Source organism: Legionella fairfieldensis ATCC 49588, from assembly GCF_000621525.1.
GTDB classification, from domain to species: Bacteria; Pseudomonadota; Gammaproteobacteria; order Legionellales; family Legionellaceae; genus Tatlockia; species Tatlockia fairfieldensis.
In genome coordinates, this window is sequence record NZ_JHYC01000016.1 from 34,995 (window position 1) to 53,855 (window position 18,861).

Genomic DNA, 18,861 nt, shown 5'->3' on the forward strand with positions numbered 1-18,861 from the left:
TAGCTAAAAGAATCGCTATTCGTTAAAATTTATATTATTTTGTGCAAAAATGGACTGTAATTTAATATTCTCTTAATCTCATTTCAATAAAATAAAACTTCTTTAACCATTGTTACACACCCAATGCAACCTCTTGTGGAAATTAAAAATATAGAAGAAGCTCGCTCCATCCGTGATGCTTATATTGAAAAAAATAATGATACCTATAAAAAAATCGCTGCAAAACAACAAAACCAAAAGCAAAAATATTATGAAGCAATCACTAACCAGGTACCAATAAATTTAGAATTACTCACTGATAAGCAAAAGAAAATATTAAAAAAAGTGATTTCCAGAATGGAATCTCACAGACTAAAAAAAATGGAGAAAGATACATTAATACCCATTAATCCAAACTCTCACCATAGTGATAGCGTAACTACTTTTTTAAATGGAAATAAAACAATCGCCAAAAATCTAAATCGTAATAAGCGAGAAAAATTATTAAATGCTTATCGAAATCAAGATTGGGATAATGAAATATTTAATGATCGACTATTCATACAAACTGCCATGGCTCTTTTTGAAAATGGCAAAATTGAATACAATGAATTTGAAACCTTACTGGAAAGATATCATTCAACTAAACCGCTAAAAAATCTTTATGATGATCCAGATTTTACTTATCAGCCTGAAACATACGCTATTTTAGACAAAAAAGGGGAATTTACGCAGGAAGCCAGAACTTTCTTAATTCCAAATTTAACCGAGTTTATGTATCAGGATTTTAATCCAACAATTCTCGTTAATCTCAAACTGTTAACTCAGGCGTTTTGTGAAAAATATCCTTCTGAAAATTGTTTTTTCAGAGTTCAACTTCATAAAGAAGAATTAAATAAGGATCGTGTAGCTACCACAATGCGAGACTTCAAAGCTACTCTTTATGAGAGATCTGATACAATCAAGATCATTGTATCTCATACTGTTCGTGACATCCTCCGTCTCTCAAATTTTCATCTGGAAGACATTGTTCCTACCCATTCTATGGCCGGAATTGTAACAATCTCTGATGTAGGGCGTGCGGTAGCGCTGGGTTTCCGACCCAAAGCTACCGTGTATCCCGGAGCGAACACCAATCAAGATGTTCATGGTGTAATTGAAATATCTGACTCCTCCCGTGGCGATCATGATAATTATCATGCTGATCTTTTAACAAAACAAGGCAAGACGATTCGCGCTGTTTTACGCAGGTTAGTCAACCTGTCCCGTCAAGAGTTATTAAGACACATTCCAACTTTTGAAGGTAAACCAAATGAAAGCTTGTTTTCCAAATCAACCTGGTGGCTGATAGATGGCGAGCTGACTATTTTCAATAAATTTGGATATCAACGCCCAGGAAGTCCCGAAGAGATAGCCAAGAGTTTCTGCAAAGCATTTGATAGAGAGGAACGAATTAATTTATTGTTTTCAATAAAGCATAATCAATCAACGAATCAAATCACGGACTTAGGTATCGTCTGCTTTATCGATATGGTAAAAAATTTGTCTGAATGGCATAAAATAGGATTTTATCCTGAGTTCATGCTTGATAAATACCAATCAAATTTTGGAATTGCCCAAAAATTAGCCTCTCACTGGAAAAATGAGCCAATTTATAATATTTTAATTTTTCGCGCTTTTATAACGGGGGGAGAACAACAATTTCCCCTATTAAAAAAAATAATCGATGATAATTATGAGTATTTAAAAACTGAACTTGAAATTAAACGTAATAATCAAATTTTAGGGGGGTTTTTAGGAGTCATTGATAAAAAAATTTCGGATTTCCTGGAGTATACTTTCTTTTTTACTTTACTGCGAAGCGTAGGCTTTGATTATGAAACGATTCATTATAATATTAAATTAAATACTCACTTTGATTTTATATATGGATTGTTAACCATTAGTGCTTATGCCTCTCAATTTGAATTCATTAAAAAGAACATTTTAAATTTACTTAAGCCTGCTTTAAAAGACTTTATTGAAGAGAATAAACCATTAACAATAAAGATAATGACTACAGTAAATAACCGTTTACTTCAATTTCTTAATGATTATAAAAAACCCAAAAATAAAGACAAACTAGCCAGTGAAACCGAGATGGCTTTAAAAAATGCTTCTCAATTAATTGAAAACAATATTAGAAACTATCGTAATAATTCCAACATGAAAAATGGCTTTTTTCCTGATTCAACTAAAAAAAACCAGCATATCAACTTTGACAAAAAGCTGTATTTTTCACAATATAAAACCAGTTTCTCCTGAAATATTATTTCAATAAAGCAATTAATGTTAGAATTGTAAAACACAGTAAATTAAGACGAGATAAATTATCGCTTAAAAAAAGAGCAACAGGATCATCATTATCGCTGATACGCGTTGTTAACCATCCGAAACGCCATAGACCAATGGCAGCGAAAGGCAACGTTAATATAAAATAAAAAGATTGTTTATGTACATACATAGTGTATAAAAAGTAAGCTGAAAAGCAACAGATGGCAGTAATAATTATCAAGTTATCAAGCAAATGAGAGGAGTATCTGGCAAGAACCACTCTCGTTGTTTGTTGCAGATCAAGCTGTTTTTCCAGTCGCCGCTTGCATAATGCAATGAATAAACTAATTAGTGTGGCTGTTACCGTTAACCACCATGAAATGGGTAAACCTATACCCAAAGTACCAGCCAACACACGCAACATAAACCCGCTTGCTATACAAAGCACATCAAAAACAGGTAAATTTTTAAACAAATGATTGTAAGCGAGGTTAATTAATAAATAAAGACCCAGTAATGCTGCAAGCGTAGCTGAAACAGACCAGGCAAGGCTTAATCCCCCAATCAATAAGATAGCAAGCATGGCAAGCGCCAACTCAAGAGAAACTTCACCTGTCACAAGAGGCCGATAACATTTCCTTGGATGGAGCCTATCTTCTTCCCTGTCTTGTAAATCGTTATAAATATAAACAGCACTGGCAATTAAACAAAAAGAAAAAGCGGCCAGAAGTGCTTTCGGCAGATAATTAAATAAACCAGAATAAAAAACGCCTAATAAAACAAAAGCGGCCTTCGACCAATGAGAAAATCGCAGTAACAGGAAAAACTGTTTAATACTGGCCATACTAATTGCTTAACCTTGAACGCCTATCAAGTTTCTAACTATATCATCAGTTTTTCAATAGGTTAACGAAGATTATTAAATTTCTAAATTATATTTTCCAAGCTGTTTTATTAACTATAAATTATTAACCACAGCGATTAATTCTCTGATCACGCTGGTCGCATAACTACCAGATGTTAATCTAAATGTTAAAATTAAGTGTTCTTCGCACCACTTCCACACCAGATTCTCAACGTTCAATACAAGAGGACGATAACTTCGTTCCAAACCATGCTGTTCAAGCGCATTGCACCAGGGTTTATAGAACGACAAAATTTTTTCCTGTAAAGCCAAAGCCTCCTTAGTGGCTCGCTCTCCACCTTGCCCCCACAAAGGAGCAGCGGGTGACACATCAAAATCAGTTATTCTTTTTTGAACGAGGTGATCTGGTTGTTCAATCGAAAAAATACTATTCGTTCCTGCGAGCTGTATCACCTCGCCTGTTAAAGCCCTGTTCCAGTTTTTTTCTTTAACCCGTTCAGACAGAATTTGATTGAATAAAAATGCTCTGGCTGCAGAATAATAAATACCCCGTAAAAATCGATTTTTTACTTTAGCGCCTTTTAAAAGAACCTGTTCTGCTCTGATAAGATTTTGCCCTTCATAACCAAAACGCTGAGACCCAAAATAATTAGGTACACCCGTTTCCTTAATTTGTCGAAGACGATATTCAATATCCTGTCTATCATTAATTTCGCGAAGAACAAGGTTAAAATCATTAGCAACAAGCGCTCCTTTTTTTAATTTTTTCAGGTGGCGTTTACTTTCAATGACCCGCCATCCCTGACCTTGCAAGTGGCCTGAACTGGCAATTTCTTCCCCTGGACAATGCACAGAAAGCCACTGTGTGGTAAGAGCCTGTCTATCTTTTAATCCTGCATAAGAAATTGTTTTTTCAGGCTTGTTCAAAGCCCTGGCTAATGCCTTTACCAGCTCTTCTGTATTTAAATTTTCTTTTTCTATACGCAAATAAAGGTGTTCTCCCTCACCTGTTAATTCAAAACCCAGGATCTCATCCACTTTGAAATCTTCAGGTAAAGTTTTAATTTTCCCTGTCGTTGATGGTATGCCGTAAGCAAAAAAAAGTTCACTAAAATCACTCATAACGTATTATTTAAACCGGGTTAAAACTATCAATAAAATAATGTTCAAGATCATATTTAACAGCCAAATGATTCCCCAGTGCTTGTATTCCTTGCCGTTCTGTAGCATGGTGACCACAGGCATAATAATGAATACCCAGTTCTTTAGCCTGATAATAAGTACGTTCAGATATTTCACCACTTAAATAAGCATCCGCCCCTAAAGCATGCGCCTCTACAATAAAATCCTGTGCGGCACCACTACACCAGGCTAAACGTTGTATAGGTTTATCGTGACCTTGAATATGTAATGGCTTTCTACCCAGTTTTCTTTCTATTTCCGCAGCAAACACATCAGGCGTTCGGTGCTTTACCAAGGTAGCCGTCCACAATAAATTTATCGTTTTGCCTATTGGATGTGTCTTAATATTGTTTAAATCAAAAAACAATGCAAAACAGGCGTTATTACCCAATTCAAGATGGCAATCAAGAGGTAAATGATAAGCAAAAAGAGAGATATTATAGTGGATTAACCTGGCAATACGTTTTGCCTTCATCCCCACGATAACAGGTGCTTCACCTCGCCAAAAATAGCCATGATGAACCAATAAAGCATTGGCCTGTAAATTGGCAGCTTGCTCAATCACATCTAAAGAAGCAGTTACCGCTGTACAAATTCGGCTGACAGAATGGCTGCCTTCAACCTGCACGCCATTAGGTGCGTAATCATCAAAACTGGCACAAGCCAGAAAGTCGTGCAGATAAGATGCCAGCTCATCTCGCAAGATCACCGTGCAGGAATCCTTTTAATATCGGCACCTAACATGGAGAGTTTTTCTTCTATGCGCTCATAACCTCGATCGACATGATAGACTCGCTCAATAATGGTATCACCTTCGGCAGCCAAGCCGGCCAGAATAAGACTTGCTGAAGCCCGCAAATCCGTCGCCATAACGGGTGCACCTGTCAGTTTTGGGACACCTGTAATCATAGCGGTGTTACCATTGAGTTGAATTTGTGCTCCCATGCGTTGCAGTTCCTGAACATGCATAAAACGATTTTCAAAGATATTTTCAATAACGGAGGAATTTCCATCCGCAATAGTATTTAAAGCCATGAACTGGGCTTGCATATCAGTAGGAAACGCCGGATAAGGCGCTGTTGATATATTAACGGCCTGCGGACGCAAACCATGCATATTTAACGTAACCCAATCTTCGCCTAAAGCCAGCTCGGCACCCGCCTCTTCAAACTTGCAAAGCATGGATAACAAGTTATCCGGTTTCACCCGTCGTACAGTGACTTTGCCGCGAGTTAAAGCGCCGGCTGTAAGGTAAGTACCCGCTTCAATACGATCGGGCATCACGGCATAATTCCCTCCCGCCAATGATTCAACACCTTCCACCTCAATAGTGGGAGTACCCGCACCAGATATTTTAGCGCCCATTTGAGTCAGAAAATTGGCTAAATCCACCACTTCAGGCTCTCGTGCCGCATTTTTAATAATTGTTTTTCCTTCAGCAAGAACAGCAGCCATCAATATATTTTCAGTTCCCGTTACTGTAACGGTATCAAAAACCAAAGGTTTACCTTTGAGGCGGCCTTTTTTACATCGTGCTTTAATAAAGCCATTTTTTACAGAAATATCTGCACCCATTGTTTTAAGCGCTTTCAAATGCAAATCAACCGGGCGCGTACCAATTGCACAACCACCTGGCAAAGAAACATCCGCCTGACCAAACCTCGCCAGCAACGGCCCTAATACCAGAATAGAAGCACGCATCGTTTTAACCAATTCATAAGGAGCAACAAACTCATTGACATGAGAAGCGTCCACCTGGACATTCATTTTTTCATCTACCGTCAATTGAGCGCCTAATTGCCCGAGAAGCTCCATCATGGTGGTTACATCTTTAAGATGGGGAACATTGGCAATCGTTACATTATCAGTAGCCAATAGTGTTGCTGCCATAATAGGTAACGCCGCATTTTTTGCTCCTGATATGACCACTTCTCCATTGAGCACCTTGCCACCATTAATGATTAACTTATCCATGATTCTTCTCCCACTCTTCCTTTGTCCAGGTCTTCATACTTAATGCATGGAGACTGCCAGTCGTAATGAAATTTTTTAATTTCGCATAAACCCATTGTTGCCTCGCTACCTTTGATTTGCCCAGAAAAATATCTGAAACAATAGTTAACTGATAGTGATAGCCATCTCCTTTTACCTGAACAAATTCCACTTCCCCCGACTCAACAAGATGTTGCTCTAACTCTTCATTACTAATCATACATACCCAACCATTAACTTATCTCCAGGATTTCACTCACGCCACAAAACTCAGCTAAAGCCTGGATACTTTTTGATATACCAATAATTTTGCAGATTTTTTTTCGCTCCCTGCAAAGCCTTTTGGCTTCAATCAACAAAGCCAGACCGGCACTATCACAATGATTTATTTCACTTAAATCAAGATGCAATATTTTATCTTTAGTACTGGAACAATACCTCAATAACCGTTCACAATCCGATTGAACTGTCTCAAAAGTCATCTGCTTTGATAGTTTAAAAGAAGATTTTTGCACTTTAAGCTGCCTTTTTACCATGCTGATTCATTTGTTTTATTAAATCCTGCATGCTGGCACCTCGTAAAGCTTCGGCAAATTGCGACCGGAAACTTTGCAGTAAACTGACCCCTTCTACACTTAAATCATAGATTTTCCACTTTCCGCCATTAAACACCAGACTATAATTCAAAGGAATATTTTTACCATTGGAGCGAACAATAATACTGTTTACCCGAATGAATCTGCTTTCCAGAGATCCTCTGACAGGCATAAACTTGATGGTTTCATCAGTATATTCCGCCAGGGGAGAGGCATAAGTACGAATAACCAATTGAGTAAAAGCCTGAGAAAACTGCTGCTTTTCACTGGCAGATGCCTGATTCCACGCCTGACGTCCAAGGACTGAGCGCGACATTCCACTTACATCCACATTAGGCAATAAATAATGCTGAACAGCCTGATAAATTATGTTACGATTTGATTTTAAATGAGCTTTATTTTCTTTAAGAGTCGTAATAATTTGATGCGCTGTACTTTCAAGCATGGGAACAGGCGATGGTTGCGCCCACAATAATTGAGTCAGCAACATAGTGGCTAGAAAAATTATTGTTTTTATTTTATTCATCATTCACCCTATTTTTTAATGTTAAATAAAAGTTGGCCAATTAAATTCTCAAGAATCACAGCCTCTTGTGTCTTGGCAATCACATCGCCTTCACGCAAATAAGGATGATTGGTTGCCGCTCCGTCCTCAAAACCGGGCACAATACTAATGTAATTAGAACCAATCAAACCCTCTGTTAATATACGCGCTGAAGAATCTTCATAAGGTATTGGCTTATCATTGCGTAACAACATGGTTACTTTAGCATTTAATTGTTCCGGCTGTAATTCAATGCGTGTGACCTCTCCAATTTTTACTCCCGCTACAGTTACCGGCGCTCTTACTTTAAGACCGCCTATATCCGTGAACTCTGCCGTCACATGATAATTTCTGCTTGAAGCAAAAGTAGTGATTCCGCTTACTTTCATTACTAAAACGAGTAAAGCAAGCAAACCCAGCAACATAAAAAGCCCTACGCTTATATCCACATAACGTTGCCTGTTATTCATCTACCAACCTCCAATCATCACTGCTGTCAAAAGAAAATCCAGTCCAAGCACCGCTAACGACGAATAAACGACAGTCCGTGTTGTTGCCTGACTGATACCTTCCGCTGTAGCAATACAACTGAAACCTTGAAATACAGCTATCCATGCTACGACAAAAGCAAACACCACACTCTTGATAATCCCGCTTAAAATATCAGCGCGAAAATTAACCGCTGCCTGCATATTCGACCAAAAACTGCCGGCATCAACACCCAGCCATTGCACCCCTACGAAGTACCCCCCATAAATAGCAACAGCAGAAAAAATCAGCGCGAGAGCAGGCAGGCTAATAATACCGGCAAGAAAACGCGGGTAAATAATACGCCCCAATGGGTCTACACCCATCATATCCATGCTGGCCAACTGTTCTGTCGCTTTCATGAGTCCTATTTCGGCCGTTAAAGCAGAACCCGCACGCCCCGCAAAAAGCAATGCACTAATTACAGGCCCTAATTCTCTCGCAATACTTAACGCTAAAAGCTGGCCTAACTGACTACCTGCCCCGAATTTTTGTAAGGTATTATAACCTTGTAATCCAATTACCATGCCAACAAACAAGGCTGATACCATAATAATGAGGCAAGACAAAACACCTACGAAATAAAGTTGTCTTCGTAAAGCCGGCCAAAGTCGCATGAAATCAGGGCGTCTGAAAAAAACACCCAGTAAAAATACACCAGAATTTCCTACATTCTGCAAAGAATTGATACTGCTACGCCCCAGGCGTGCCATTGTATTAAGCATCAAGCAACTCCTCTGTGTAGGGACGCGCCGGATAATGAAAAGGAACCGCCCCATCAGCCTCCCCATGCATAAACTGTTTAACCTGCGGTTGCATTGATGCTTTTAATTCAAGAGGTGTGCCATGTCCGATGATATGACCATTCGCAATAAGATAAACGTAATCTGCAATGGAACAGGTTTCTTCAACATCATGAGAAACGATAATGGTTGTGGTGTTAAGTAACTGGTTTAATCGCTTGATTAAACGAACCAGAACCCCCATGGAAATAGGATCTTGTCCTGTAAAAGGCTCATCATACATCATTAACTCAGGATCAAGAGCAATAGTTCTTGCCAAAGCCACCCGTCTTGCCATACCGCCGGAAAGCTCATCAGGCATTAGCTGTGCAGCCCCGCGAAGCCCCACTGCTTCCAGTTTCATCAATACAATATCACGCAGCATGGCCTCATTTAAATTAGTATGTTCTCGCAGAGGAAAGGCAACGTTTTCAAATACGGATAAATGAGTGAACAAGGCAGAACTTTGAAAAAGGAGTCCCATCTTACGCCGCGCTACATATAAAGCTTTTCGTGATAACTGATGAATATTCACATTGTTAACCAGCACTTCACCGGTTTCCGGTTGTAGTTGCGCGCCGATCAGGCGTAATAACGTTGTTTTTCCACTGCCACTGGGACCCATAATTGCCGTAATTTTCCCTCGCTTGACCACCATATTAATACCATTAAAAATACGGCGAGCGCCACGGCTAAACATGAGATTGGTGATTTGTACCAGATTATCCTGCATATAATTTATTCCGGATATCAGCAAGATAATAATTATACCGGATGTAAATTATTTTGCGAATTAATCCGATGGAAATTGGTCATCACCCATCAAAGTGTCTTATTACCAGACGTTAAGAATTATTTTACAACATCTTTTTTATTATCTTTTGAATTAATTGAACCCCACGGTTACTCTATAAAGAAAAAAGTTACTATGTTAAAATTCACAAATTCTTCTCCTAAAATATATTCAAACTTTTGAAAACGATAATTTATTCTTTTCATCCAGCCATTACCAGACTTGACGCTTGCTATCGAAACATGGAGATTCTATGAGCACGAATTTTTGCAAATCAGGTCTCAATGTGATTGAAATCGAAGCACAGGCAGTCTTTGAGTTAGCGCAACGTATCGATGAGCGTTTTGAGATAGCATGCGAACTGTTACTTGCCTGTAAAGGCCGTGTTGTAGTTACTGGCATGGGGAAGTCTGGCCATATCGGTCATAAAATTGCCGCAACCTTTTCAAGCACTGGCACTCCCGCTTTTTTCATGCATCCTGGCGAAGCAAGTCATGGTGATTTAGGGATGATCACCCGGCAGGATGTAGTATTGGCTATTTCCAATTCAGGTTTCACCAACGAACTTCTGACTTTGCTTCCTCTGTTAAAACGGTTAGAAATACCATTAATCACGTTGACCGGTAATAAGGAATCTACCTTAGCTAAAGCAGCTAATGTAAACCTGGATGTCAGTATTCATCAGGAAGCCTGTCCTCTGGGACTTGCTCCCACGACAAGTACCACCGTATCGTTGGTGATGGGAGATGCTTTGGCCGTTGCCCTCCTGCAGGCAAGAGGTTTTAGCATCGAAGATTTTGCCTTGTCCCATCCTGGAGGTACGCTTGGCAAACGACTTTTTCTCTGTATTGACGAGCTATGCCACAAAGATAATGAGCTACCCCTGATTCATGAAAATGCAACGGTTAGCGAAGCGCTGATTGAAGTTACCGCAAAGAAACTGGGAATGACTTGCGTGATCGATGCCCACGGCCACCTTTCAGGTGTTTATACTGATGGCGACATAAGACGTACTTTAACACAAAACTTTGATATTCATACAACGCCCTTAATCAAGGTCATGAGCAAAAATTGTAAAACCATTCGCCAAGGCTTACTGGCAGCAGAAGCCTTAACCATTATGCAACAATACAGTATTACTTCGCTGGTCGTTGTTGACGAGCAGAATAAACCCACAGCCGTAGTGCACCTGCATGATTTGCTTCGTGCCGGTATTTTTTGAAATAGAGAGAAAACAATGAACGAACTGTTGGAAAAAGCTAAAAATATCAAATGTCTGATTTGCGATGTGGATGGTGTCCTGACAGACGGTTGTCTTTATATTGATAACCAGGGAAATGAATTAAAAACCTTTCATGTCCAAGATGGGATGGGCTTAAAATTACTAATGGCCGCTGGTATTGAGGTCGCAATAATCACCACCTCACAAAATGCTGTTATTGATCATCGTATGAAACAATTAGGTATTCAACATTATTTCAAAGGACAAATTGATAAACGTGAAGCTTTCGCGCAACTTAAAATGCGCCTGAATTTGAAAGACCAGGAATTTGCTTATATTGGTGACGACCTGCCCGATTTGGCTATCATCCAACAAGTAGGCTTAAGCGTTGCGGTAGCTAATGCAGTCAATCAGGTGAAAGAGTTTGCCAGTTGGCAAACTGAACAACACGGAGGCCGGGGGGCAGTTCGTGAAGTATGTGAGTTAATCCTTAACGCACAACAAAAACAGGAACTTGCTCTTTCCCGGTATCTTGCCTCATGAATGCGGTCAAACAGGCTATCTGGTTTTTTTGTGCGTTGGTGGCACTGTCATGTTCTGCCTTGTACTTTGCAAGTTCAGTTCCAGGCACTAAACTTGATGATAAAACACTTTCCATGTCAGCAGACACCATTGTGACTAACCTGACAGTGCGGCGTTTTGATTTAGCTGGGAAGGTCGTTAACTATTTACAATCTCCGGAAATGCAACATATTCCTCACAATAATACCCATTTTTTTAAGTCTCCTCAGATTGCGGTATCACAGGGCGATCAGCCCGCCTGGGAAATTAGCGCAGCGCAGGCACAAGCACTCAATGGCGGGGAAGAAATTATTTTTATACATGATGTTATTATTCATCAAAGTAGAAGTAACCATACTCAGGAAAGTACACTTAAAACAGAAAAATTGAGCTATTTCCCCAAAGATAAACTAGCCAGTACTCAGTCAGCAGTCCAGCTTGAGCAACCAGGTACTATTGTGCATTCACAGGGAATGAAAGCCTATCTTGCGGATAAACGAGTCCAGTTAACTCAGGCTCGTGCCACTTATAAGCCTGACAATGCCTAGACCTCCAGTTCAAATTCTCATTTTGTTTTTAATTGCTTTTGCAACGAGCAATATGAGTTACGCTATGCCTGATGATCGAAAAAAAATTATTGAATTGTCGGCTGACACTGTTGATCTCAATCAGCAAATCCATCACGGTGAGTATGTTGGAAATGTTCAATTCGATCAAGGAACGACTCACTTACGCGCGGCACAAGCAATTACAGAAGGCAATCAACAAAATAAACTGGTTCTTGCGGTAGCTAAAGGCAGTCGTAAAGAACAGGCTCATTATTGGGAACAGACGGCCATTGATAAACCTCTGGTGCACGCTTATGCAGATCTTATTCGCTATTATCCCGACCGACATCTTATTGAATTAATCGGGAATGCCCGCGTAGTCCAGGGGGAGAATTCCTTTTCAGCACCCAAAATCAGTTTCGACACGCTAAAAAAACATGTTATCTCTACAAGCGATGGAAAAAAACGAACACTTATTATCATTCATCCAGGAAAACAAACATGAGTGAGCTGTTAGCACAACATTTAAAAAAATCATTTAAAGCACGTACCGTAGTGAATGATGTAAGTATGGCCATTCGCCGTGGTGAGTGCGTAGGTCTGTTAGGTCCTAATGGAGCAGGAAAAACAACCTGCTTTTATATGATTGTAGGCTTGCAATCCTGTGATGAAGGCAGGATTATTCTTGACGGTAAGGATGTCACCAAAGCGCCCATGCATCAGCGCGCCCGCCTTGGCATTGGTTATTTACCGCAAGAAGCGTCCGTATTTCGTAAAATGAGCGTAGCGGATAATATTTTAGCTATTTTACAATTACGCAAGGATCTGGATGAAAGAGGCCGTCAGGAAAAATTAGACGCCTTAATGCAGGAATTTCACATCAGCCATTTACAGAACAATTTAGGCATGAGTTTATCCGGTGGGGAGCGTCGCCGTGTAGAAATTGCTCGTGCTTTAGCCATTGAACCCGTTTTTATTTTATTAGATGAACCTTTTGCGGGCGTAGACCCTATTTCTGTATTAGATATTAAACGAATCATTTCTCATTTGTGTGATAAAAATATTGGTGTGCTGATTACGGATCATAATGTGCGTGAGACTCTGGATATCTGTGAACGTGCTTATATTGTGAGTCAAGGTAAGATTCTTTGTGAAGGGACACCAGATGAAATTCTTGCTAACCAACAGGTTCGTGCTGTTTACTTAGGTGAGGAGTTTTCTTTGTAATGTTGTTATTAATCGACAATTATGATTCCTTTACTTACAATCTGGTGCAATATTTTCAATGTTTAAAGCAAAACGTCTTCGTTTTTGAGAATGATCGTATTAATATTTCCGATATTGAGCGTTTGTCACCGCAGTACCTCGTCATTTCCCCCGGTCCTAAAGGTCCGGAGGAAGCAGGGATTTCATTACCATTAATCAGGTATTTTTACCGCAAGCTTCCTATATTAGGAATTTGTCTGGGACATCAATGTCTAGCCCACGCTTTCGGTGCCTCTATCATTCAGGCTCCAGAAATAATTCATGGAAAAACGTCCTCTATAACACATAACAAGCGAGGTCTTTTTCATGACCTGCCTAATTGCTTTCAGGCTGCACGTTATCATTCATTAGCGGTAGATAGTAAAACCCTGCCTTCCTGTTTTGCTATTGATGCGTGGGCAGATACAACCATTATGGCCATTTCTCATCGTCAATACCCTCTTTATGGCCTGCAATTTCACCCAGAATCAGTTTTGAGTGAACATGGCCTTACCCTTTTAAATAACTTCTTACATTATGAAAATTAATAAACTTTTGGAACAATTAGTTGCTGGCGACCTGTGATAATTAACACAAATTGTGTTAATTATGATTAAAAATCAGCATATTAATTCTAATGCGCATGAAAGCGAAACAGTGGAAGAGCTGACGGTCACAGCCTTATGAGTGATGGATGAATCTTATTCGAATCGCCATCTTCCCGCTTAATGTTCTCAATTATTTGTTTTACTGTGCTAAATTTAGCATAATGGCTTTTCCTTTTTCTATTGCTGAGAGTTTATGACGCAAGACATAATAACAATCGATTTTTTACAACAGTTGGTAAAAAAAGCTGAACAGAACCAGGATGGGGACACGGCTAATTATATTCCGGAGTTAGCGAATGTTAATAAAGAGTTAACCGCTATTGCAGTTCGTTCTCTTGATGGTGAAACAGTTTTATACACCAATATGCCTTTAGCCCCGGTCACTTTACAAAGTACGGCTAAAATGATTCCCCTAATTGCTCTCCTGGAAGAGTTTGGCGCTCAAAAACTTTTTGAATGGGTGAAAGTGGAACCTTCTGGTGATGATTTCGACTCGATTACCCGTCTGGAACAGTTTGGCCCTAAACCATCCAATCCCATGCTGAATGCCGGAGCTATTACCTTATGTTCACATATACCAGGTGTAGGAGAGCAACAATTTATATGGTTAGATCATTGGGTACAAAAACTTTTTAATCAACGCCTTAATATAAATCATTTGGTCCTTGCTTCTGAAAAAAGAACCGGTGATCGGAATCGCTCTCTCGCCTATTTATTAAAAAGCCGTAATAAATTAGGTACAGGTGTCAATGAGACCCTCGATTTATATTTTACTCTTTGTTCCTATGAAGCTGTTTTGGATCAAATGCTTTATTTACCCACTCTACTGGCCAATGCAGGAAAAGATCCCGTGAGTGGCGAGCAGATCATTTCTCTTGAAACATGTAAAATTACCCTGGCTATTATGGCCACCTGTGGTTTATATGATGAAACAGGTACCCATATGGTTAAAACAGGTATGCCCGCCAAGAGTGGTGTTTCAGGATATACGATGGCTGTTGCACCACGTAAGGCCGGTATTGCTGTCTTAAGCCCGCGAGTGAATGCAAAAGGCAACAGTATTCGCGGTGAAATAATGTTAGAAGATTTATCCAATATCACAGGCTGGCACTTTGCTATTTCCTAGCTTACATTTCTTGAGATTTTATGGATAAAAAACGGGCAATCTCGCTTCGTGCGTAGGCATCCAATTAAGGCTGTAATTCCTACGTACCGCGGCTTGTCCACGTTAAAGCTAAAGAAAATGTTAATTCGTTTTTATTTGGGAGCAGGCTCTGGTCTGTCAACAGGTTCTGGCTCAGGGACATTATCAGGAATAGGCTCTGGCGGTTCAGGTAACGGCGGGTCTTCTAAAGGAGGGTTAGGAATTTCCCCTGCTTGTCTCAAAAAAAAGATTTTTTTAGACATAAGAACTCCTGAAAATAATTTCTTACTTAAATATAGTCTATTTATTAAATAAAATTAAAGGGTGGCGTCAACCAAAGGTCCATTTTCATTATCTACATCTACGTCCCCGCGGCTTATCCTTGAGAGATGGTCACAAAAAGTGACGATAAGCATCTGTATTATTTTGAGTCATTCCCGTGAAAACGGGAATCCATCCTCAACTTGCCTCGTCCCTTCGCTTGAGAGAAGATCCCAACTTTCGCGGGATGACATCAATATTGCGTTATTAAATTAATTAAGAAATTCAACGGCGTTTAAGTATTGTCCTTGTCCCCATTTTAAATGTAATTCTTGTAGAACCTGCCATTGTTTCTCATTTTCTACTTGTGTAGCAATAAGTTGTATATCCAGTATTTTTGCCATTTCACTAAAATAATGGATAAAAAATTGTTTATTTTGATTCTCTATTACATCATGAATTAAACTTCCGTGTAATTTTAAATAACTAATGGGTAATTCACTCAGATAGTGCATGGGAGAAAAATGAATACCGACTTGATCAATACCTACCTTAATCTCTAAACTCTGTAAAATTTTTACAAATAATGTCACCTTGGTGAAATAATTTAAAACCAGTTCTTCTTTAAGTTCAATATAAAGATTTTTTCTTAAAGAAAGCGGCAAATTTTCAAGCTTTGTAACGTAATCGGCCTGATATTCAGAGTTCAACACCGTTTCATCCGCTACATTTAAAGCAAGCATATCGCGGCTTAAATGACCATTGACAGTGATTTTAGCCAAAACAAATTGATCAATCAGATAGGCTATACCTGATTTTTCGGCAATAGGCATAAAATAACCCGCACTAATTTGTTGATCCTCCAAATTAATACGAGCAAAAATTTCCTTGTGATAATAGTCTTTTTTTCCAATAATTAGTTGGGAACATAACGAAAGTTTAAGTTCAGACAACGCAGTGATAATAAGATCCCCGGTAACACTCAGACGATGCATACCATGAATGTTTGCACTATAAGCTATCCTGTCTGGCGCCTGTTTTGCCTTTTTTAGTAATTCATCCAATTCGTTGAAAAGATTCTCTTGCATCTGGTGTAACTGATAAGGAGCTACTGCCAAAAACACTTTACATATACTATTGTTATAAAATAACCCCTGAAGGAGTTGATTAAACGTTTCTATCCTCTTAATAAATAAATCGGTATTATTTTCCCTGATAAGTAAGGCAAAATTATTTTCACTTATTCTTGCCAGACTTATAATCTCCTTAGTTGACCAAAAATTAACACACACTTTGGCTACGTTGTCGACAACATTATCGCCTTGCTGCAATCCTTGCTTCTTATTTAAACTTTCCAGCTCATCGATGATAATCAGGATCATAAAGCCTGGAGTGAACTCTTCTTTGTTATTAAGTAATGATGTTAGTTGCTGCAGAAAATAACGACGGTTACCAAGGCCAGTCAGATTATCCTGAAAAGCCTGCAAACGTAGCGTTTCAATTTGCTGAGCTTGTTCCTCAAATAACCCCTTGATTCGACCTACCATTTGGTTCATGGCAAAGGTCACATGCTTTAACTCAGGTGTTTTAGGGAAAATAGTTTCTATAGGAAATTTGCGTTCACAGATAGCTAAAGCCTGCTCTGCAATTCGCTTTATAGGTCTCAACAACCATTGAATAAATATATAAGCGCTGGCAAGCGACAATAGCGCAAATAATAAATACCAAAAAATCAATAAGAGTACATTGCGCCACAAGGATTTATAAGCATAATTATTGTCACTTGTAACAAAAATTTCGCCTAATTGTTTATCATTTTTTATTACAGGTAAAGAACTTCGAGCTGCGGGCCAGCGAATTAAATGAATAAACCAGCGAGGCACTTTGGAACGCTGTACGGGTAAATGACGCGAAGCTAATACAACACCGGAAGTATTTTTTAATTCCACGCTGGAAAAATACCCCCGATCAAATATATTATCAACAATGGTCAAAACCATCGTATTATTCTCGGAGATACCAATCTGGTTTAGCAGCAAACCGAGCGTGGTTGCCATATCTTTTGCATTGTTATTGGTTTGTTGAATAAAATAATTCCGTTCATTATTCAAGCTGATAAGATAAATACCAACAAAAATTACCATCTGTAAACCAAGAACACTATAGGCTATTTTTTTGGTAAGGGTCATGAATACCTATCCTTTTAATTTCTTGAATAATCAATGTTGCAGCACCCTACGGAAGAGACTTGATTCAGAACCTCCGGTTCTCAAGACTGCAGGCGCTGCTATTATAGGCATAATTTAGTAGAGACTGTATTATATCCTTGCCATTAATGAATTTTAAGTTCTTATATTATGCAAAATGACCCAACTGTGATTACTGTTACTCAACTTAATCGTCAAATCCGTTCCTGGTTGGAAATGGAAATTGGTGAAATTAAAGTAACGGGGGAGTTATCCAATTTTTCCAAACCCACTTCTGGTCATTTTTATTTTACCTTAAAAGATCATTCGGCTCAGCTACGCTGTGTTTATTTTCGCAATTATCATGATAAAAAAAACCATGCTTTTCAAGATGGCCAGCAGGTTATTGCCAGTGGTCGATTAAGTCTGTACGAAGCGAAAGGCGAATATCAACTTATTGTACATAACCTGCGTGAAGCCGGATTAGGTGAACTCTATCATCAATTTGAACAACTCAAAATAAAACTTCAGGCACAAGGTCTGTTTGAGCAGGCCAGAAAAAAGAAAATACCTCGTTTTCCCGTTGTCATTGGCATCATCACCTCTACAAATGGCGCCGCACTACGCGATATTTTAACGACTCTGGCAAGACGTTTTCCCTTGGCAGCAATAAAAATATATACCAGTGAAGTGCAGGGAAAAGAGGCATCAAAACAGTTAATTAAAGCATTAAATAAAGCCAATGAGGAACGCCTCGCCGATGTCTTGATTCTATCTCGTGGTGGAGGCAGTCTTGAAGATTTGTGGGCATTTAATGATGAACAGCTTGCATTCACCATTAGTAGAAGTACCATTCCTGTCGTTTCCGGGATAGGGCATGAAACCGATTTCACTATTGCTGACTTTGTTGCTGATTTAAGGGCTGCAACACCGACTGCGGCAGCAGAAGCCGTCACTCCCAATCAATTGGATTTACTAAGTATTTTGCTGACTTTGGAAGAACGAATACTAAGAGCTATTCATCATTTTTCTAAACATCAAAAACTGCGATTATTACATCATCGTGCTAAACTGTTGTCACCGGCACAATTAATTAGCAGACATTGGCAGGCTCTCGATTATTTAGAAAAACAACTTCAATATAATATGTATCACCTTATTCAGAAAAAACAAGCAAAACTGAATCATCAGCTATCACAACTCAATGCAAAAAATCCAAAACTATTGTTTCAACAACATCAAACAAAATTACAATATTTTGAACAACAACTCATACAAGTCATGCAGATAAAATTTAATAAATCAAAAGAAGTTTTTACTATAAAATTAGCAACTTTACATGCTGTTAGTCCTTTAGCTACTCTGGATCGAGGCTATGCTCTTGCGACCTTTAACAAAACTATTCTTTTTAATAGCCATCAAGTCAGACCAGGAGATAATATCGAGGTCCGTTTAGCAAAAGGTAATCTTCAGTGTACAATTATTACCGTAAAAAATTCAGGTTAATTACTA

At 38.9% G+C, this 18,861-nt stretch carries 21 protein-coding genes; 9 read left to right on the forward strand and 12 right to left on the reverse strand.

The annotated features are described in order from the left end of the window. Nucleotides 1-123: 123 nt before the first annotated feature. Nucleotides 124-2,283 (forward strand): hypothetical protein, encoded by a 2,160-nt coding sequence (locus T345_RS0105520; RefSeq protein WP_028388464.1) that lies wholly within the window; start codon nucleotides 124-126, stop codon nucleotides 2,281-2,283. 4 nt (nucleotides 2,284-2,287) lie between these two features. Here the strand turns inward: T345_RS0105520 and T345_RS0105525 are convergent, their stop codons facing one another. The 10 genes from T345_RS0105525 to T345_RS0105570 all read right to left on the reverse strand — a co-directional run bounded on the left by T345_RS0105525 (nucleotide 2,288) and on the right by T345_RS0105570 (nucleotide 9,514). Next, nucleotides 2,288-3,136: a decaprenyl-phosphate phosphoribosyltransferase gene (locus T345_RS0105525; RefSeq protein ID WP_051555151.1), complete on the reverse strand. Its 849-nt coding sequence runs from the start codon at nucleotides 3,134-3,136 to the stop codon at nucleotides 2,288-2,290. A 114-nt stretch (nucleotides 3,137-3,250) separates the two neighbouring features. Further along, nucleotides 3,251-4,279, reverse strand: a complete 1,029-nt coding sequence (gene truD / locus T345_RS0105530) for a tRNA pseudouridine(13) synthase TruD (protein ID WP_028388466.1) — start codon at nucleotides 4,277-4,279, stop codon at nucleotides 3,251-3,253. A 10-nt stretch (nucleotides 4,280-4,289) separates the two neighbouring features. Beyond that, a complete protein-coding gene (locus T345_RS0105535) occupies nucleotides 4,290-5,048 on the reverse strand; it encodes a Nif3-like dinuclear metal center hexameric protein (protein ID WP_028388467.1) in 759 nt (252 codons plus the stop codon). Next, the gene (murA, locus tag T345_RS0105540) at nucleotides 5,045-6,313 is read right to left on the reverse strand and encodes a UDP-N-acetylglucosamine 1-carboxyvinyltransferase (protein ID WP_028388468.1); all 1,269 of its coding nucleotides are present in this window, start codon (nucleotides 6,311-6,313) and stop codon (nucleotides 5,045-5,047) included. The genes T345_RS0105535 and murA overlap by 4 nt, the downstream gene beginning before the upstream one ends. After that, nucleotides 6,306-6,551, reverse strand: coding sequence for a BolA family protein (locus T345_RS0105545; RefSeq protein ID WP_028388469.1), 246 nt, complete (start codon nucleotides 6,549-6,551; stop codon nucleotides 6,306-6,308). The genes murA and T345_RS0105545 overlap by 8 nt, the downstream gene beginning before the upstream one ends. Nucleotides 6,552-6,564: 13 nt before the next feature. Continuing rightward, nucleotides 6,565-6,867 carry an STAS domain-containing protein gene (locus tag T345_RS0105550; RefSeq protein WP_051555152.1) on the reverse strand — a complete coding sequence of 101 codons (303 nt, stop codon included), beginning with the start codon at nucleotides 6,865-6,867 and terminating at the stop codon, nucleotides 6,565-6,567. After that, nucleotides 6,848-7,453, reverse strand: a complete 606-nt coding sequence (locus T345_RS0105555; RefSeq protein ID WP_028388471.1) for an MlaC/ttg2D family ABC transporter substrate-binding protein — start codon at nucleotides 7,451-7,453, stop codon at nucleotides 6,848-6,850. The genes T345_RS0105550 and T345_RS0105555 overlap by 20 nt, the downstream gene beginning before the upstream one ends. 8 nt (nucleotides 7,454-7,461) lie before the next feature. After that, nucleotides 7,462-7,941 carry an outer membrane lipid asymmetry maintenance protein MlaD gene (gene mlaD, locus T345_RS0105560; RefSeq protein ID WP_035918249.1) on the reverse strand — a complete coding sequence of 160 codons (480 nt, stop codon included), beginning with the start codon at nucleotides 7,939-7,941 and terminating at the stop codon, nucleotides 7,462-7,464. Then, the gene (gene mlaE / locus T345_RS0105565) at nucleotides 7,942-8,724 is read right to left on the reverse strand and encodes a lipid asymmetry maintenance ABC transporter permease subunit MlaE (RefSeq protein ID WP_028388473.1); all 783 of its coding nucleotides are present in this window, start codon (nucleotides 8,722-8,724) and stop codon (nucleotides 7,942-7,944) included. Further along, a complete protein-coding gene (locus tag T345_RS0105570; protein ID WP_028388474.1) occupies nucleotides 8,717-9,514 on the reverse strand; it encodes an ATP-binding cassette domain-containing protein in 798 nt (265 codons plus the stop codon). Before T345_RS0105570 ends, mlaE begins: the two co-directional genes overlap by 8 nt. A 313-nt stretch (nucleotides 9,515-9,827) precedes the next feature. Here T345_RS0105570 and T345_RS0105575 point away from each other — a divergent pair, with 313 nt between their 5' ends. The 7 genes from T345_RS0105575 (at nucleotide 9,828) to glsA (ending at nucleotide 14,884) form a co-directional block, all read left to right on the forward strand. After that, entirely contained in the window at nucleotides 9,828-10,796 is a 969-nt protein-coding gene (locus T345_RS0105575; RefSeq protein ID WP_028388475.1) for a KpsF/GutQ family sugar-phosphate isomerase, read from the forward strand. 15 nt (nucleotides 10,797-10,811) lie between these two features. Beyond that, nucleotides 10,812-11,339 carry a KdsC family phosphatase gene (locus T345_RS0105580; RefSeq protein WP_028388476.1) on the forward strand — a complete coding sequence of 176 codons (528 nt, stop codon included), beginning with the start codon at nucleotides 10,812-10,814 and terminating at the stop codon, nucleotides 11,337-11,339. Next, nucleotides 11,336-11,905 carry an LPS export ABC transporter periplasmic protein LptC gene (lptC, locus tag T345_RS0105585; protein ID WP_028388477.1) on the forward strand — a complete coding sequence of 190 codons (570 nt, stop codon included), beginning with the start codon at nucleotides 11,336-11,338 and terminating at the stop codon, nucleotides 11,903-11,905. Before T345_RS0105580 ends, lptC begins: the two co-directional genes overlap by 4 nt. Nucleotides 11,906-11,957: 52 nt before the next feature. Next, the gene (gene lptA / locus T345_RS0105590; protein WP_242604541.1) at nucleotides 11,958-12,410 is read left to right on the forward strand and encodes a lipopolysaccharide transport periplasmic protein LptA; all 453 of its coding nucleotides are present in this window, start codon (nucleotides 11,958-11,960) and stop codon (nucleotides 12,408-12,410) included. Further along, nucleotides 12,407-13,132 (forward strand): LPS export ABC transporter ATP-binding protein, encoded by a 726-nt coding sequence (gene lptB / locus T345_RS0105595; protein ID WP_028388479.1) that lies wholly within the window; start codon nucleotides 12,407-12,409, stop codon nucleotides 13,130-13,132. Before lptA ends, lptB begins: the two co-directional genes overlap by 4 nt. Then, on the forward strand, nucleotides 13,132-13,698 hold the full coding sequence (locus T345_RS0105600) for an anthranilate synthase component II (RefSeq protein WP_028388480.1): 567 nt from the start codon (nucleotides 13,132-13,134) through the stop codon (nucleotides 13,696-13,698). Before lptB ends, T345_RS0105600 begins: the two co-directional genes overlap by 1 nt. Before the next feature lie 253 nt (nucleotides 13,699-13,951). Continuing rightward, nucleotides 13,952-14,884, forward strand: a complete 933-nt coding sequence (gene glsA, locus T345_RS0105615; protein WP_028388481.1) for a glutaminase A — start codon at nucleotides 13,952-13,954, stop codon at nucleotides 14,882-14,884. Nucleotides 14,885-15,015: 131 nt separating this feature from the next. On the opposite strand, the gene T345_RS14995 is transcribed toward glsA, so the two are convergent. After that, nucleotides 15,016-15,165: a hypothetical protein gene (locus T345_RS14995; RefSeq protein ID WP_156935624.1), complete on the reverse strand. Its 150-nt coding sequence runs from the start codon at nucleotides 15,163-15,165 to the stop codon at nucleotides 15,016-15,018. A 270-nt stretch (nucleotides 15,166-15,435) separates the two neighbouring features. Then, entirely contained in the window at nucleotides 15,436-17,352 is a 1,917-nt protein-coding gene (locus tag T345_RS0105625) for a bifunctional diguanylate cyclase/phosphodiesterase (RefSeq protein WP_028388482.1), read from the reverse strand. A gap of 168 nt (nucleotides 17,353-17,520) precedes the next feature. On the opposite strand from T345_RS0105625, the gene xseA reads away from it, so the two are divergent. Next, on the forward strand, nucleotides 17,521-18,855 hold the full coding sequence (gene xseA / locus T345_RS0105630; RefSeq protein WP_028388483.1) for an exodeoxyribonuclease VII large subunit: 1,335 nt from the start codon (nucleotides 17,521-17,523) through the stop codon (nucleotides 18,853-18,855). Nucleotides 18,856-18,861 lie beyond the last annotated feature (6 nt).

What these genes read in the sequence shown, in the direction of transcription:
- T345_RS0105570 (WP_028388474.1), bottom strand. Translation starts at nt 9,514, where the DNA reads ATGCAGGATAATCTGGTACAAATCACCAATCTCATGTTTAGCCGTGGC.
- T345_RS0105575 (WP_028388475.1), top strand. Translation starts at nt 9,828, where the DNA reads ATGAGCACGAATTTTTGCAAATCAGGTCTCAATGTGATTGAAATCGAA.
- T345_RS0105580 (WP_028388476.1), top strand. Translation starts at nt 10,812, where the DNA reads ATGAACGAACTGTTGGAAAAAGCTAAAAATATCAAATGTCTGATTTGC.
- truD (WP_028388466.1), bottom strand. Translation starts at nt 4,279, where the DNA reads ATGAGTGATTTTAGTGAACTTTTTTTTGCTTACGGCATACCATCAACG.
- mlaE (WP_028388473.1), bottom strand. Translation starts at nt 8,724, where the DNA reads ATGCTTAATACAATGGCACGCCTGGGGCGTAGCAGTATCAATTCTTTG.
- T345_RS0105625 (WP_028388482.1), bottom strand. Translation starts at nt 17,352, where the DNA reads ATGACCCTTACCAAAAAAATAGCCTATAGTGTTCTTGGTTTACAGATG.
- lptC (WP_028388477.1), top strand. Translation starts at nt 11,336, where the DNA reads ATGAATGCGGTCAAACAGGCTATCTGGTTTTTTTGTGCGTTGGTGGCA.
- T345_RS0105520 (WP_028388464.1), top strand. Translation starts at nt 124, where the DNA reads ATGCAACCTCTTGTGGAAATTAAAAATATAGAAGAAGCTCGCTCCATC.
- xseA (WP_028388483.1), top strand. Translation starts at nt 17,521, where the DNA reads ATGCAAAATGACCCAACTGTGATTACTGTTACTCAACTTAATCGTCAA.
- T345_RS14995 (WP_156935624.1), bottom strand. Translation starts at nt 15,165, where the DNA reads ATGTCTAAAAAAATCTTTTTTTTGAGACAAGCAGGGGAAATTCCTAAC.
- T345_RS0105550 (WP_051555152.1), bottom strand. Translation starts at nt 6,867, where the DNA reads ATGGTAAAAAGGCAGCTTAAAGTGCAAAAATCTTCTTTTAAACTATCA.
- T345_RS0105600 (WP_028388480.1), top strand. Translation starts at nt 13,132, where the DNA reads ATGTTGTTATTAATCGACAATTATGATTCCTTTACTTACAATCTGGTG.
- murA (WP_028388468.1), bottom strand. Translation starts at nt 6,313, where the DNA reads ATGGATAAGTTAATCATTAATGGTGGCAAGGTGCTCAATGGAGAAGTG.
- lptA (WP_242604541.1), top strand. Translation starts at nt 11,958, where the DNA reads ATGAGTTACGCTATGCCTGATGATCGAAAAAAAATTATTGAATTGTCG.
- T345_RS0105555 (WP_028388471.1), bottom strand. Translation starts at nt 7,453, where the DNA reads ATGAATAAAATAAAAACAATAATTTTTCTAGCCACTATGTTGCTGACT.
- mlaD (WP_035918249.1), bottom strand. Translation starts at nt 7,941, where the DNA reads ATGAATAACAGGCAACGTTATGTGGATATAAGCGTAGGGCTTTTTATG.
- glsA (WP_028388481.1), top strand. Translation starts at nt 13,952, where the DNA reads ATGACGCAAGACATAATAACAATCGATTTTTTACAACAGTTGGTAAAA.
- T345_RS0105525 (WP_051555151.1), bottom strand. Translation starts at nt 3,136, where the DNA reads ATGGCCAGTATTAAACAGTTTTTCCTGTTACTGCGATTTTCTCATTGG.
- lptB (WP_028388479.1), top strand. Translation starts at nt 12,407, where the DNA reads ATGAGTGAGCTGTTAGCACAACATTTAAAAAAATCATTTAAAGCACGT.
- T345_RS0105545 (WP_028388469.1), bottom strand. Translation starts at nt 6,551, where the DNA reads ATGATTAGTAATGAAGAGTTAGAGCAACATCTTGTTGAGTCGGGGGAA.